Annotated in this window: 14 protein-coding genes; 6 read left to right on the top strand and 8 right to left on the bottom strand. The window is 70.5% G+C overall.

The window, feature by feature from the left end; genetic code table 11:
* The first annotated feature begins 14 nt into the window (after window positions 1-14).
* Complete coding sequence (locus tag ACFOGJ_RS22995) at window positions 15-611, top strand: hypothetical protein (protein ID WP_379905011.1); 597 nt, start codon at window positions 15-17, stop codon at window positions 609-611.
* Between the two features lie 37 nt (window positions 612-648).
* On the top strand, window positions 649-2,157 hold the full coding sequence (locus ACFOGJ_RS22990; RefSeq protein WP_379905009.1) for a tetratricopeptide repeat protein: 1,509 nt from the start codon (window positions 649-651) through the stop codon (window positions 2,155-2,157).
* Window positions 2,158-2,199: 42 nt separating this feature from the next.
* Here ACFOGJ_RS22990 and ACFOGJ_RS22985 read toward each other — a convergent pair whose 3' ends face one another.
* Both ACFOGJ_RS22985 and cobU read right to left on the bottom strand, forming a co-directional pair.
* A complete protein-coding gene (locus ACFOGJ_RS22985) occupies window positions 2,200-2,757 on the bottom strand; it encodes a thioredoxin family protein (RefSeq protein ID WP_379905007.1) in 558 nt (185 codons plus the stop codon).
* Between the two features lie 114 nt (window positions 2,758-2,871).
* On the bottom strand, window positions 2,872-3,426 hold the full coding sequence (cobU, locus tag ACFOGJ_RS22980; RefSeq protein ID WP_379905005.1) for a bifunctional adenosylcobinamide kinase/adenosylcobinamide-phosphate guanylyltransferase: 555 nt from the start codon (window positions 3,424-3,426) through the stop codon (window positions 2,872-2,874).
* Window positions 3,427-3,549: 123 nt separating this feature from the next.
* Between cobU and ACFOGJ_RS22975 the strand changes: the two genes are divergently transcribed.
* The 3 genes from ACFOGJ_RS22975 to ACFOGJ_RS22965 all read left to right on the top strand — a co-directional run bounded on the left by ACFOGJ_RS22975 (window position 3,550) and on the right by ACFOGJ_RS22965 (window position 6,432).
* A complete protein-coding gene (locus tag ACFOGJ_RS22975) occupies window positions 3,550-3,828 on the top strand; it encodes a SemiSWEET transporter (RefSeq protein ID WP_379905003.1) in 279 nt (92 codons plus the stop codon).
* A 29-nt stretch (window positions 3,829-3,857) separates the two neighbouring features.
* Entirely contained in the window at window positions 3,858-4,934 is a 1,077-nt protein-coding gene (locus ACFOGJ_RS22970) for a TAXI family TRAP transporter solute-binding subunit (protein WP_379905001.1), read from the top strand.
* Window positions 4,935-5,001: 67 nt separating this feature from the next.
* Entirely contained in the window at window positions 5,002-6,432 is a 1,431-nt protein-coding gene (locus ACFOGJ_RS22965; RefSeq protein WP_379904999.1) for a leucyl aminopeptidase family protein, read from the top strand.
* Window positions 6,433-6,450: 18 nt separating this feature from the next.
* On the opposite strand, the gene ACFOGJ_RS22960 is transcribed toward ACFOGJ_RS22965, so the two are convergent.
* The 3 genes from ACFOGJ_RS22960 to ACFOGJ_RS22950 are packed head-to-tail and all read right to left on the bottom strand — an operon-like array spanning window position 6,451 to window position 8,986.
* Entirely contained in the window at window positions 6,451-7,380 is a 930-nt protein-coding gene (locus ACFOGJ_RS22960) for a 2-hydroxyacid dehydrogenase (RefSeq protein WP_379904997.1), read from the bottom strand.
* Complete coding sequence (locus ACFOGJ_RS22955) at window positions 7,377-8,357, bottom strand: class I SAM-dependent DNA methyltransferase (protein ID WP_379904995.1); 981 nt, start codon at window positions 8,355-8,357, stop codon at window positions 7,377-7,379. Before ACFOGJ_RS22955 ends, ACFOGJ_RS22960 begins: the two co-directional genes overlap by 4 nt.
* A gap of 56 nt (window positions 8,358-8,413) precedes the next feature.
* Entirely contained in the window at window positions 8,414-8,986 is a 573-nt protein-coding gene (locus tag ACFOGJ_RS22950) for a nucleoside 2-deoxyribosyltransferase (RefSeq protein WP_379904993.1), read from the bottom strand.
* A 181-nt stretch (window positions 8,987-9,167) separates the two neighbouring features.
* Here ACFOGJ_RS22950 and ACFOGJ_RS22945 point away from each other — a divergent pair, with 181 nt between their 5' ends.
* Complete coding sequence (locus ACFOGJ_RS22945; RefSeq protein ID WP_379904991.1) at window positions 9,168-10,736, top strand: ATP-binding protein; 1,569 nt, start codon at window positions 9,168-9,170, stop codon at window positions 10,734-10,736.
* 39 nt (window positions 10,737-10,775) lie between these two features.
* On the opposite strand, the gene ACFOGJ_RS22940 is transcribed toward ACFOGJ_RS22945, so the two are convergent.
* From ACFOGJ_RS22940 to ACFOGJ_RS22930, 3 genes are read right to left on the bottom strand one after another with little or no spacing between them, the layout of a single operon-like run.
* Window positions 10,776-12,392, bottom strand: a complete 1,617-nt coding sequence (locus ACFOGJ_RS22940) for an ABC transporter ATP-binding protein (RefSeq protein ID WP_379904989.1) — start codon at window positions 12,390-12,392, stop codon at window positions 10,776-10,778.
* Between the two features lie 4 nt (window positions 12,393-12,396).
* Window positions 12,397-13,473, bottom strand: coding sequence for an ABC transporter permease (locus tag ACFOGJ_RS22935; RefSeq protein WP_449288602.1), 1,077 nt, complete (start codon window positions 13,471-13,473; stop codon window positions 12,397-12,399).
* Window positions 13,473-14,591 carry a microcin C ABC transporter permease YejB gene (locus tag ACFOGJ_RS22930; RefSeq protein WP_379904987.1) on the bottom strand — a complete coding sequence of 373 codons (1,119 nt, stop codon included), beginning with the start codon at window positions 14,589-14,591 and terminating at the stop codon, window positions 13,473-13,475. Before ACFOGJ_RS22930 ends, ACFOGJ_RS22935 begins: the two co-directional genes overlap by 1 nt.
* Between the last annotated feature and the right edge of the window lie 152 nt (window positions 14,592-14,743).

Here is a 14,743-nt window from a genome sequence, read left to right as displayed (position 1 = left end):
CCGGAGCGCTTTCTATGACCGACCGTCACATGATCGAGCGGCTGCGCCGCAGCGGCGCCCTCGAAGGGATCAGCGGGCCCGGTCCCCATGGCCGGCAGCCGGTCCTGTTCTGGGCGGAGCGCGCGCCCGGCTTCTATCTCCGGGCGACGGCGATCTCCGCCCTGCTGATGGCACCCATCGCCTTCTTTCTTCCTGTGCTGTTCCTGGTCTTTGTGGCGTTCCTTGCCCTGTCGAGCTGGATCAATGCCCGCAGTTTCCGCTTCGAGGTCAGCTCGGATGTCCTGGCACTGCGCCAGTCCATCCTGCTGCCGCGCCTGCAGCTGCCGCTTGCGGACATCCTGACGGTGGAAGCCCGTGCCGATCCGGGCGGGCGGCTGTTCGGCGGCGAGCCGGGCAGCGGTCTGCTGCTGCTGACCCTGCGCAACGGCCGCATGCTGGTGGTACCGGGCCTGAAGGATGTGGCCGAAGCCGTGTCGGCGATCCGCATCATACAGTCGGGCCGGCAGGCGGACTCGCTGGCCACCGATGGCAGCGGCCCGGGCCGCTCCGGGCCGGACGGGTCCGGTTCGGGCGGTCCCGGTTCGGGTGGGGGCGCGGCGGCTGCCGGATGAGGCCGTTCCAGGCCCGTGCGGCCATGGGCCGGGCGCGATGAGCAGGCCGGACACGGGCGGGCGGATGGCCGCTGCGCCGGACGAGGGCTTCGCGCAGGCCATGGCGCTGCTGAACGGCGGCCAGGTGGCAGAGGCCGAGCGGCGGCTGCGGCAGCTGCAGGTCGTGGCACCGGCGGATGCCCGCCTGATGCACATGCTGGGCCTGATCGCCCTGCAGACGAACCGGCCTGCGGAGGCCGTTCAGCAGTTCGAGAAGGCGGTCGCCACCTATCCCGACGAACCCGGTTTCCGCGGCCTGCTGGGCAATGCCTACCGTGCCGCAGGCCGCCTGGACGCTGCCCGGGACGCCTATCTCGCCGTCCTGGCGGACGATCCGGCCTCTGTGCCCGCGCTGATCAACCTCGGCAATCTGGCCCTCGAAAAGGGGCGGCTCGACGAGGCGCAGGCGCGCTATCGCAGGGCGGCGGAGATCGAGCCGGCGCATCCCGAAGTGCAGAACGGTCTGGGCCAGCTCGCGCTGGGGCAGGTGCCGGCCGACGGCACGGTCCCCGATGACGATCCGCGCCGGCAGGCGGCGCTGGCGGCGGCGGCCGGCCATTTCGAGCGCGCGCTGCGCGCCGCGCCGGACCATCCGGCCGCCCTGGCCGGGCGCGGCAAGGTTGCGGCGGCGCGCGGCGATACAGCCACCGCCCTGGCCGCCCTGGACCGCGCCCTGCGGGTCGCACCCGGCCAGCCGGATGTCGCGGTGAGCCTGGGCAAGACGGCGTTGCGCGCCGGCCGGCTGGCGCCGGCAAAGGCGGCGCTGGAGCATGCGCTGCAGGTGCTGCCGCCCTGGCCCGGCGGGCAGGCGCAGCGGCAGTACGCCCATTGCTACCTCTCCTATGTCGCCGCGGCGGCGGGTGACACCGCCGGCTATGCCGCGCTCGCCGATCCGGCGGAGATGGTCCTGGTCGGCGCGCTTGACGGCGACTCCTCCGGCCTGAACACGGCCCTGGCGGAGGAGATCCTGTCGCAGATCCCGCTGACATGGGAACCGGCCGACACGACCACCAGCGCCGGCCGGCAGAGCGGCGACCTGAGCCGCGGCGGCGGGCCGGCGATCGCCGCCTTCCGCGAGCGGCTGGCTGCAGCCGTGGCGCGGCGCATCGACGATCTGCCGTTTCGCGAGGGGCATCCTTTCCTGGGGCACCGGCCGCGGCGCTACCGCTTCAACCTGTGGGCCACCGTGCTGCACGAGGGCGGCCACCAGCGGCCGCACATCCACCCGCGCGGCTGGATGAGCGGCGTCTACTATGTCCAGGTGCCGGAGCTTGCCGCGGATGCGCCGGCAGAGGCCGGCCGGCTGGAGCTGGGCCGGCCCGAGGCGCAGCTGGACGCCGCCGGCATCCTGCCGCCGGAACGGCTGACCCTGGTGACCCAGGTGGCGGCGGTACCGGGGCGGCTGGTCTTCTTTCCGTCCTACCTGTTCCACCGGACGATCCCGTTCCGCGGTGCCGACGACCGGCCGCGGATCAGCCTGGCCTTCGACGTCCTGCCGGAAGCCTGACCGCAGGCGTCGCAGCGGTCGCGGCCGGCGCCTGACAGCCCGTCAGGCGGCACTCCGCCATTTGATCGAGCAGCCCATCGACGGCACCTGCTCCCGCGGGCCCTCGCCGGTCTCCGCGATCCGGCGCATCGCCGCCAGAAGCTCATGCTGCCCGCTGCCGTCGCGGCCGCCGGTGCCATCGTCGAAGCGGCCGCGGTACTGCAGGCTCAGGTCGGCGTTGTAGCCGAAGAAGTCCGGCGTGCAGACCGCGCCATAGGCCCGCGCGACGGTCTGCTGCTCGTCGATGACATAGGGAAAGCCGAAGCCCCATTCGATCGCGTGGTGCCGCATCATCTCGAAGGAATCATCGGGATAGGCGTCGGTGTCGTTGGGCATGATCGCGATCGCGCCGATGCCTTCCGCCATCAGCCGGTGCACGTCCTGCACCAGGGGCTGGATGATCCGCCGGACATAGGGGCAGTGGTTGCAGATGAACATCACCAGGGTGCCCTTCGGCCCCCTTATGTCGGCGAGGCTGTGCCGACGGTTGTCGACCCCGAACAGATCGAAATCCACTGCCGGCCGACCGAAGTCGCAGATCGGGGTTTCCGTTGCCGCCATGCTGCCGCCTCCCGTGCCTGATGCCGCTCCGGGCGCCCCCGGGGCTCCAGCGCCAGAGATAGGCGGCCAGGAGCCGCCTGTCCAATCCTCCCCGCCACGCGCGGGAGGGGGGCGTCACGCCGGGGCGAGCGGCGGGCTGTCGCCCTTCAGGGAGAGCGGCAGGCCGGCGGCCATGAACAGGACCCGGTCCGCCCTGGCCGCGAGCAGCTGGTTCAGCCGGCCCGCCGCGTCGCGAAAGCGGCGGGCGAGAGCATTGTCCGGCACGATTCCCAGGCCGACCTCGTTGGCGACGCAGATCACCGTGCCGGGGGCGGCCGCAAAGGCGGCCTCCAGCGCCGCCGAGTCCGCCGCAAGGTCGGCATCGGCCAGCAGCCGGTTGCTCAGCCACAGGGTCAGGCAGTCGACCAGGACGACCCTGTCCGGCGCGGCGGCGGCGGCAAGCGCCGTCGCCAGGTCGTGCGGTGCCTCGACCGTTCGCCAGTCGGGGCCGCGGTCGCGCCGGTGCGCCGCGATCCGCTGTTCCATCTCCGGATCGAGCGCTTCTGCGGTGGCGATATAGGTCCAGGGCGCCGGCCCCGCATGTTCGGCCAGAAGCTGGGCGTGGCGGCTCTTGCCCGAGCGGGCGCCGCCCAGCACCAGGGTCCGGCCCGTTGCTGTCCCGGCTGTCATCGACGCGGACCGCATGCGGCCGCGACAGCCGCTTGCCGGCCGCCCGGCGCCGGATTATGGGAGGCGTCCGGACGGGGCCGCTCGGTTGCCCCGGGCCGCCGGCAGGGCAGTGGGAGGACGGACGTGTCGCTGGATCTGGGTGTCGAGATCGGAGAGGCGATCGGCCTCGTTGCCGGAACCCTCACCACAATTGCCTTCCTGCCGCAGGTGTTCCGGGTCTGGCAGCGCCGCTCCGCCAGGGACATCTCCCTGCCGACCTTCATCCTGCTGTGCAGCGGCGTCGCGCTCTGGCTGCTGTCCGGTGTCCTGAAGGAGTCCATTTCCCTGATCCTAGCAAACGGCGTGACCTTCTTCCTGGCAATGGGCATCCTGGTGGGCAAGCTGCGTTTCGACAGACGATAACCTCCAAAGTAACCCCGCAGAGCCCGCCGATGTCCGAGACCGACCGCCGCACCCTGCTTCGCGCCGCCCTGCGCGGCTGCGGCGGGCTGGCGGCCGTCTGTGCAGGCGGCTGGGGGATCGGCCCGGGCGGGGCGGGACGCGCCTTCGCCCAGACCCGGTTCTCTCCGGAAGCCAATATCATCTTCTTCACCATCGCCACCGGCCCGCCCGGCGGCACCAACTTCCCGATCGGCGTCGCCCTGGCCACGGCGGTCTCCAGCCCGCCGGGGACCCCGCCCTGCGACGAGGGCGGCGCCTGCGGCGTGCCCAACCTGGTCGCCACCGCGATGACCACCGCCGGCTCGGTGGTGAACGTTAAGGGGGTGGTGGCCGGCAGCTTCAATTCCGGCATGGCGCAGGCGGACGTGATCTTCCGCGCCTATCACGGCTCCGGCTTCGATTTCGAGGGGGCGCCGCTGACCGACCTGCGGGTGGTGGCCAACCTGTTTCCCCAGTTCGTGCATGTCGTGGTCCGTGCCGACAGCACGGCGAAAGGCATCGCCGACCTGCGCGACCGGCGCATCGCCGTGGAAGCGCTGGGCTCGGGCACCCGCCGCGACGCGGAACTGATCCTGGCCGCCTATGGCCTGCGGCCGACCCCGGACCAGGTCATGGCGGTGCCGCAGGGCGACCTGGCCGGCCTGCTGACGGAGCAGCGGGTCGACGCGCTGGTGCTGATCGCCGGCATCCCGGTGCCGACGGTGATGAATCTTGCCGGCCGGCAGGCGATCCGCTTCCTGCCGATCGACGGGCCGGAGGCCCGCACCCTGACGACGCAGCACCGCTTCTTCACCACCGACACGATCCCCGGCGGCACCTATCCCGGGCAGAACCCGCTGCGGACCCTGTCGGTCGGCGCGCAATGGGTGGTCAGTGCCCGCGCGCCGGAGGAACAGATCTTCCTGCTGACCCAGGCGCTGTGGAACCCTGCCAATCGCGGACTGCTGACATCGGGGCATGCCTCGGGCCAGTTCATCCGGCTGCGCACCGCCTTGCGCGGCATCGCCATCCCCCTCCATCCCGGCGCGCAGCGGTTCTACCGCGACGCCGGCCTGCTGCCGTCGTGAGCCGCCCCGCCCCCTCCCCCCTCCCCGGGGCGGCACTACGGCGCGGCGCATAGCCATCGGAGCCATGATGACCCTGCTGGACACCCTGCTCGACGATGCCCCCGGCGCCTGCCCGATCCACCTCGTGCGGCCTGCCGGATTTGCGGCGTGGCGCGACGCGCCGCCGGAGGGCAGCGGCCGGGCCGCCGCCTGGCTGACCGCTTCCGGCTTCGAGGGCAAGGCGGGCCGGCACGCCCTGATCCCTGGCCCCGATGGCGGGCTGGCCGCCGTGGTGCTGGTGGCCGAAGCCGACGAACCGGGCCTGGTCTGGGACCTGGCCGCACTGCGTGCGGCGCTGCCGGCGGGCGACTATGCGCTGAACGTGGATGCCGCGGCGCCGGCCGATGCGGCCGCCACGGCGCAGGCCGCGGCACTGGGCTGGGTGCTGGGCGGCTGGCGCTTCGATCGCTACCGACGGCAGCCGGCCCAGGGGCGGGATGCGCAGGCAGTGCGCCTGGCCTGGCCGGCGGCGGCGGACCGGTCGTCCGTCCGGCGCATGGCAGAGGCGATCCTGCTGGTCCGCAGCCTTGTCACGACGCCGGCGGAGGATATGGGCCCCGACCAGATCGCCGATGCGGCGCGCGGGATGGCCGCCCGCCACGGCGCCCGTTTCCGCCTGGTGCGTGGCGATGCCCTGCTGGCGGAGAACTACCCGATGATCCACGCCGTCGGCCGGGCCAGCGCCCGCCCGCCGCTGCTGGTCGACCTGCGCTGGGGGCCGGAGGATGCGCCGCGCCTCGGCATCGTGGGCAAGGGCGTGGTTTTCGACACCGGCGGGCTGGACCTGAAGCCCGCCGCCGGCATGGCCCTGATGAAGAAGGATATGGGCGGCGCCGCCCATGCCCTGGCGCTGGCCGGCCTGGTGATGGATGCCGGGCTGAACGTCCGCCTGCGCCTGCTGCTGCCCTGCGTGGAGAATGCCGTTTCCGGCAATGCCTTCCGGCCCGGCGACGTTCTGGCCTCGCGCCGGGGCCTGAGCGTGGAGATCGGCAACACCGACGCGGAGGGCCGGCTGATCCTGGCCGATGCGCTGGCCGATGCCGGCGACGAGGCGCCGGACCTGCTGCTCGACTTCGCCACCCTGACCGGCGCGGCGCGGGTGGCGCTGGGGCCGGAGGTGCCGCCCTTCTTCACCGACGACGACGAACTTGCCGCCGCCCTGGCGGCCGCGTCGCAGGCCTGCGGCGACCCGCTGTGGCGGCTGCCGCTGCACGCGCCCTACCGGTCGATGATCGACAGCACCATCGCCGACATCAACAATGCGGGCGAGGGCGGCTTCGCCGGCGCCGTCACCGCCGCCCTGTTCCTGAAGGAGTTCGTCGGCGCGGCGAAATCCTGGGCGCATTTCGACATCTATGCCTGGAACGCCAAGGCGCGGCCCGGCCGGCCGGTCGGCGGCGAGGCGATGGCCCTGCGGGCGGTGTTCCGGGTGCTGGAAGAGCGCTATGGCGCGCGCTGAGCGGGCGCCGGCGGCGGTTCAATAGCCGCGGCCGCGGTCCACCAGGTTGAGCAGCGGCCGGCCCTGCGACAGGCGGGTGTAGTTCTCCGCGATCTGGCTGGCGGCGCTCAGCGGCACCGTGTCGGCCGCGTTGTGCGGCGTCACGGTGATCGCCGGATGGCGCCAGAACGGATGCGCGGGCGGCAGCGGCTCGGTGGCGAAGACGTCCAGGGTGGCGCTGGCGATGCGGCCGCTGTCCAACGCTGCCAGCAGGTCGGCCTCCACCACATGGCCGCCGCGGCCGGCATTGATCAGGTGCGAACCCTTGGGCAGCAGCGCCATGGTTTCGGCATTCAGGATCCCCGCGGTGTCCGGGGTCAGCGGCAGCAGACAGACGCAATAGTCGCAGAGGCCCAGGAATTCCCGCAGTTCGGCGGTGCCGGAAAAGGTCTCCACCCCGTGCAGTTCCTTGTGGGACCGGCTCCAGCCGATGGTGCGGAAGCCGATCGCAGCCAGCTTCAGGGCCACGTCGGAACCGATCGCACCCAGGCCCAGCACGCCGACCGTGGTGGCGGGCGTGTCCGGGGTGGCGAAGCCGATCCAGCGGCGTTCCGCCTGTGCGGCCTGCAGTTCCGCTAGGCGGCGGTGGATGCGCAGGACGTGCAGCAGGACATATTCCGCCATGCCGCCGGCCAGCCGCTCGTCCACCAGGCGCACGACCGGCAGGTCGGCAGGCAGGTCCGGATCGGCCAGCAGCCGGTCGACCCCCGCCCCGGCGGAGGAGACGGCACGCAGGTCGGGCAGAGCCGCCCAGATCCCTTCGGGCGCGTTCCAGGCGACGGCGAAGGTGATCCCCTCGCCGCGGCCGACATCCGGCCAGATCCGCACGTCGATCTCCGGCGCGACCCGGATCAGGGCACGCCGCCAGTCCTGGGCATCCATGCCTTCGGTGATCAGCACCAGGGTCATGACGCGGCTCCTTCCTTCGGCTCCGCCGGCGCGCCGCCCGCCACCTTGCGCAGCGCATAGGCGCCGCCCGGTTCCTCCTGCCCGCGCTCGATCCGCAGCGGCGCGAAGGCGGCATGCTCCACCCGGAAGCCGGTGCGGGCCGCGACCTCGCGGATATGCGCATCCGACTGCCGGTAGCGGCCCGAGGGCATCAGGCGGACGGGTTCGTCAGCGCTCATCTCGACTGTCACAACGAACAGCCCGTCCGGTTCGAGCACCCGCCAGGTGGCGGTGAAGCAGGGCTCTATCTCGCCGATATAGATCAGCACGTCGGTGGACAAGGCCAGGCTGTACTGCCGGTCGCTGCGGTTCAGCACATCCGCGATCTCGCCCAGCAGCAGGCGGTCGTAGACCTTCCGGGCGCGGGCCTGGTCCAGCATCCGGGCCGCCACGTCGATCCCGTCGATCATGCCGATATGGCGCGCGAACACCTCGGCATTCAGCCCGGTGCCGCAGCCCTGGTCGATGATCCGCTGCGGCGGCGCGTCGCTGCCGGCCACCGCATGGAAGGCCGCCAGAGCCATTTCCGGGCCCTGGTATTTCAGCGCCCGCAGCTCGCGCTCGAAGACCGGCGCCGCCTCGTCGAACACCCAGCGCAGATAGTCGTCCGGCGCCCGCGGCAGCATGCCCTCGCCCGAAAGGGCATGCGCCAGATGGCGGATCGCGTGCAGGTGGGGGTTGATCTCCAGGCAGCGGCGATAGGCGGCCACCGCCTGCGCGCGCAGGCCTGCGCGGTCGGCGGCCTGGGCATAGGCGACCAGGGTCGGGATGTCGTTCGGTCGCGCCTGCAGGGCGGCCTGGGCCTGCGCCAGGGCCTGCGCCAGTTCGGGCGCCAGGCCGGCAGGCGGCTTCGCCCGCAGCGCCAGGCCGCCGGTCTTTCCGGCGCCGGTCCTGCCGGGCCCCCGCCTTCCGGCGGCGCCCTGCAGACGCGCCTGCATCCGTCTTTCCTTCCGGTTCATGGCCTGGGTGATAGCATGAGACGGGCGCTTTGTGACTATCCCCGGGACAGGGTGCGGGCGGCCCGCGCAAGGCAGCGCTCGAACACCGAAAGGTCGCCATAGAGCCGGTCCCGCGGCACCGCGCCGGTGTCGACCGTGCCGGCGAGACGGCGGATCGGCACGTCGATCATCAGGTTCTCGAACAGGCCGAAATCCTCGACCGCCAGCCCGTCCGCATCCTCCTGCACCTCCGGCCGGCCCGGCCGCGGCCGCAGCGGGCCGGCATCGGCGACCCGCCGGAAATGGCCGGCATCGGTATTGGCATAGCCGAAGACCGGCAGGCCCAGCGCGCAGGCGAAGCCGATCTCGAACGCGGTGCCGGGGTCCATGACCAGCCCGCGGAACGGCGTCAGGTTGGCGATCACCAGGTCGCTGCGGCGGATCATCGCCACGTTCTTGTCGTAGATCGCCCCGGCCAGCGCTTCCGGTCCGCCGGCCGTGGTCACCTCGCCATCCAGCGGGGCCAGGCCCTCGAAGCCGTAGGCGCTGCAGAGCGCCTGCTTCGCCTGGGCGATGTCCAGGGCATCCGCCAGGAAGACCTCCGGACCGGCGAGATAGGCTTTCTTCATGTTCACCTGCGCTAAATGAGGGAAATCGCGGGCGGGCCCACCGGATGACGGTAAAATGACACCACTTCGCGGACGGCTTCGGTTGCTATGGTCTGTCCGGACGCGACCGAACGGGCTGATCGGTGCGCCGGCGGAACCCGGCCACGGGCTTCGCTGTTGATCGTCCTGGAGCAGCTACCACGTGAAGAATCTGATCGATACTGGCAAGGCCGATTTCTGGGCCACGGGTCCGCTGGAGACCGTCAGTTCGCTGTTGGATGCCATCGGCATCGCCGTCTTCGTCATCGCCGTGCGGGACGATGGCTATGTCGTGGAATTCATCAACAGCGCCTACGAGCGGGTCTTCTCGACGCGGAACGAACAGATTGCGGGCCGGCGGCTGGACGACATCCTTCCACCCCGCCACGCGCAGCAGGTGGCGGAGAACTATCGCCGCTGCATCGCGGCCGGCAGCATCGTCGAGTATGACGAGGATATCGAGCTGCCGGGCGGCCTTTTCTATGCCCGGACGACCCTGACGCCGCTTCGCGACGGCGCGCGGACGGTGCGCCTGATCGGCTCCAGCATGGACTTTACCGACCGGCGCAAACTGGAGTTCGATCTGGAGACCGCGCGCGACCGCGCCGAGGTCGCGAACAGGGCGAAGACGGAGTTCATGGCCAATATGAGCCACGAACTGCGCACCCCGCTGAACGCCGTGATCGGCTATGCCGAGATGCTGGAGGCGGAGATGTTCGGCGCGCTGGGCAGCCCGAAATACCGGGAATATTCCGGCGACATCGCCTTTGCCGGCCGGCATCTGCTGGAGATCATCAACGACATCCTGGATCTCGCCCGGATCGAATCCGGCGCCACGCCGCTGGACGAGGCACCGGTGGTGCCGGCGGAGATCGTCGAGGATGCCGCCCGGCTGTCGCAGGCCAGGGCGGAAACGGTCGCGGCCGAAATGCTGCCGAACCGGTTGCCCGACGGGATCCGCCTGCGGGCGGACCGCCGGCTGCTGCGCCAGGCGCTGGTCAACCTGGTCGCCAATGCCCGCAAGTTCAGCGCCGACATTACCGCGGTACAGGTCGGTAGCGACCTGCTGGCGGATGGGCGGCTCTGCTTCTACGTTTCCGATACCGGCCGCGGCATCGCCGCGCGCGACCTGCCGACGGCCCTGGCGCCGTTCGGACGGATCGAAAGCGCTGACAAGGCCGGGCCGGCCGGTGCCGGCCTGGGACTGCCGATCACCAGGACGATCGCCGAACGGCATGGCGGCGAGCTATTCATCAACAGCGAGCCCGGCGTGGGGACCACCGTCTACCTGGTCCTGCCGACGGATCGGGTGGAGGCGCCGGAGGGCACCCGGCCGCAGCCCTCGATCGCCGGACTGAAGGATTTCTTCGCCCTGGACGGGGTCGCACTTGCGGATTCGGTGCCGGCAATGTCGGAGCGGGGGCTGGACGAACTGCCGGTCGGTACCGTTCTGCTCGATGGCAGCGGCAAGGTGCTGCGCTACAACGCCGTGGAGGCCGGCTTCGCGGAGCTGCGCGCCGAACGGGTGAAGGGGCGCAACTTCTTCCGGGAGATCGCGCCCTGCACCTTCACCGACACGTTCCACGGCCGCTTCCGCGATGTCAGCGAAGGGCGATCGCGCAGCGAGATCTTCTCCTACGTCTTTACCCTGCGGCGGCCCTGGAAGGTACTGATCGAGATGCGGCCGGGCCCGGAGGCGGGCACCGTCTGGCTGTTCATCCGCTGGGTCTGACGCCTGGGTCTGACGGCTGGGTCTGACGGCCGGCGGGGGTCAGGTGCTGACCGCGCCGGCCTCGCCGGTGGTGAGCTCGAACGCGGCGGAGATCAGCGCCCGGGTATAGGCGGTCTGCGGGGCCTCGAAGATCGCCTGCGACGGGCCATGCTCGACCACCTTGCCGTCCTTCATCACGATCACGGTGTCGGCCAGGGTGCGCACCACCTTCAGGTCGTGGCTGATGAACAGATAGGCCAGGTCGTAGCGGTCCTGCAGGTCGCGCAGCAGGTCGACGATCTGCGCCTGCACGCTCATGTCCAGTGCGCTGGTCGGCTCGTCCAGCACCAGGAAGCGGGGCCGCAGCACCATCGCCCGGGCGATCGAGATCCGCTGCCGCTGGCCGCCGGAGAATTCGTGCGGGTAGCGGTCCATCGTGGCCGGGTCGATGCCGACCTCCTCCAGCACCTGCGCGATATGCCGGCGCCGTTCGTCGGCGTCAGGCATCAGGTCGTGGATCTTCAGCCCCTCCTCGACGATCTGGAACACCGACATGCGCGGGCTGAGCGAGGCAAAGGGGTCCTGGAAGACGATCTGCATCTCCCGCCGCAGCGGCCGCATCGCCGACCAGCTGCGACCCTGCAGTTCCTGGCCGCGATAGAGGATCCCGCCGGTGGAGGAGAGCAGGCGCAGCAGGCCGAAGCCCAGGGTCGACTTGCCGGAGCCGGACTCGCCGACGACGCCCAGGGTCTCTCCCTCGCGCAGGGTCAGGGAGATGCCGTCCACCGCCTTCACATGGCCCACCGTCTTGCGCAGCACGCCGCGCTTGATCGGGAACCAGACCTTCAGGTCGTCGGCCTGCACCACGACCGGCGCGTCGGCCGCGAACGGGGTCGGCGCCCCTTTCGGCTCCGCCGCCAGCAAGGCCCGGGTATAGGGATGCTCCGGCGCATCGAAGATGCGGGCGACCGGTCCTTCCTCGACGATCTTCCCCTTCGTCATCACGCAGACCCGGTCCGCCATCTTGCGCACCACCCCCAGGTCGTGGGTGATCAGCAGCAACCCCATGCCCAGCCGCGCCTGCAGGTCCTGCAGAAGCTCCAGGATCTGCGCCTGGATGGTGACGTCCAGCGCGGTGGTCGGCTCGTCGGCGATCAGCAGGTCGGGCTCGTTGGCCAGCGCCATGGCGATCATCACCCGCTGGCGCTGCCCGCCCGACAGCTGGTGCGGATAGGATTTCAGCCGTTCCTCCGGGTCGGGCAGGCCGACCAGGTGCAGCAGTTCCACGGTGCGGGCGCGGGCCGTGGCACGGTCCATCCGCCGGTGCAGAAGCAGCACCTCGTTGACCTGCTTCTCGACCGTGTGCAGCGGGTTCAGGGACGACATCGGTTCCTGGAACACCATCGAGATCCGGTTGCCGCGGATCTTCCGCAGCACGGCCGGCGGCGCCCCCAGCACCTCCTGCCCCTCGATCCGGATCGAGCCCGACGGGTGGCGGGCGATCGGGTAGGGCAGGAGCTGCAGGATCGACAGCGCGGAGACCGACTTGCCGGAGCCGGACTCGCCGACCAGCGCCAGGGTCTCGCCCTTGTCGACGGTGAAGGAGACACGGTCGACGGCCGGCGCCGCGCCCTCGCCGAAGGCCACGCTCAGGTCGGTCACCTCGCAGAACGCCATCGGCTCAGGCCTTCGCCATTGCGGCGCTCTCCGCAGGCACCGCCCCGGGCGCCAGGGTCTTGCGCGGGTCGAAGGCGTCGCGCACCGCCTCGCCGATGAAGATCAGCAGGCTCAGCATGACGGCGATCACCAGGAACGCCGTCAGGCCCAGCCAGGGCGCCTGCAGGTTCGCCTTGCCCTGGGCGAGCAGCTCGCCCAGCGACGGCGAGCCCGGCGGCAGGCCGAAGCCCAGGAAGTCCAGCGCCGTCAGCGTGGTGATCGAGCCGTTCAGGATGAAGGGCAGGAAGGTCAGGGTCGCCACCATGGCGTTGGGCAGGACATGGCGGAACATCACCGTGACATTGCCCGCCCCCAGCGCCCGCGCGGCGCGGACATAGTCGAAGTTGCGCGCCCGCAGGAACTCCGCCCGCACCACGCCGACCAGCGCCATCCAGGAGAACAGCAGCATCAGGCCCAGCAACCACCAGAAGTTCGGCTCCACCACGCTGGCCAGGATGATCAGCAGGAACAGGGTCGGCAGGCCGGACCAGATCTCGATGAAGCGCTGGAACAGCAGGTCGGTCAGGCCGCCGAAATAGCCCTGCACCGCGCCGGCGATGATGCCGATGATCGACGACAGGATGGTCAGCACCAGGCCGAACAGCACCGAGATCCGGAAGCCGTAGAGCAGCCGCGCCACCACGTCGCGGCCCTGGTCGTCGGTGCCCAGCAGGTTCACCGCCGAGGGCGGCGAGGGCGCGGGCTGCGGCAGTTCCAGGTTGATGGTGTCGTAGGAGAATTCCACCAGCGGCCAGAGCATCCAGCCCTTTTCCTGGATCAGCTCCGCCACGAACGGGTCGCGATACTCCGCCTCGGTCTCGAAATCGCCGCCGAAATCGGTCTCCGGATAGCTGGCGAAGATCGGCAGGTAGAGCCCGTCGTCGAACCAGACCGCCAGCGGCTTGTCGTTGGCGATGAACTCCGACAGCAGGGTGACCACGAAGAGCACCATGAAGATCCAGAACGACCAGTAGCCGCGCCGGTTGTTCTTGAAGCTCTGCAGCCGCCGCCGGTTGAGGGGAGAGAGGGTGATCAGCGCCATCACACCTCCCGCCGCTCGAAGTCGATCCGCGGGTCGATGATCGTGTAGGAGAGGTCGCTGATCAGGTTCACGATCAGGCCCAGCAGGGTGAAGAAGTAGAGGGTTGCGAACATCACCGGATAGTCGCGGCGGATCGCGGATTCGAAACCCAGCAGGCCCAGCCCGTCGAGGGAGAAGATCACCTCGATCAGCAGCGCGCCGGTGAACAGCACCGAGATGAAGGCGCCGGGAAAGCCCGCGATCACGATCAGCATCGCGTTGCGGAAGACATGGCCGTACAGCACGCGGCGCTCGGTCAGCCCCTTGGCCCGGGCGGTGACCACGTACTGCTTGTTGATCTCCTCCAGGAAGGAGTTCTTGGTCAGCATGGTCAGGCCGGCGAAGCCGCCGATGGTCAGCGCGGTGATCGGCAGCACCAGGTGCCACAGATAGTCCAGGATCTGCTGTCCCAGCGGCAGGCTGTCCCAGTCGTCGGAGACCAGGCCGCGCAGCGGGAACCAGTCCAGGAAGGAGCCGCCGGCGAACACCACCACCAGCAGCACCGCGAACAGGAAGCTGGGCACCGCATAGCCCAGGATCACCACGGCGGAGGTCCAGAGGTCGAACGGCGAGCCGTCCCGCACCGCCTTGGAGATGCCCAGCGGGATCGAGATCAGGTAGATCAGGAAGGTCGACCAGACGCCCAGCGAGATGGAGACGGGCATCTTCTCCAGCACCAGGTCGATCACCCGCTGGTCGCGGAAATAGCTCTCCCCGAAGTCGAAAGTCAGGAAATTGCCCATCATCAGCAGGAAGCGCTCATGCGCCGGCTTGTCGAAGCCGAACTGCTTCTCGATCTGGGCGATGAAGGCGGGATCCAGGCCCTGCGCGCCGCGATAGCGACTGTCATTGCCGCCGCCGCCGCCGCCGCTGTCGCGCGCGCCCTGGCCGCCGCCGGTTTCCGATCCGCCGGCGCCGCTGACCCGGGCGGTGGAACTGACCGCGGTGCCGGTGACCTGCGCGATCACCTGCTCCACCGGGCCGCCCGGCGCGAACTGGATGATCGCGAAGTTGACGACCATGATCCCGAACAGGGTCGGGATGATCAGCAGCAGTCGGCGGATGATATAGGCGGTCACGGTCGGGCGATCTGGCCTTGCTGCGGGGCGTTCGGGGGCGGGTGCATCGACGGCAGGCTCACCTGTCGAGGTTCAGCTTGGCATCCTTCTCCGGATCGATCCACCAGGTATCGATCAGGCCCAGCGCGTATTCCGGCTGCACCTCCGGCCGG

The organism is Marinibaculum pumilum, from assembly GCF_042646425.1.
GTDB classification, from domain to species: domain Bacteria; phylum Pseudomonadota; class Alphaproteobacteria; order Ferrovibrionales; family Ferrovibrionaceae; genus Marinibaculum; species Marinibaculum pumilum.
This window is presented reverse-complemented; position numbering and strand designations above follow the sequence as displayed.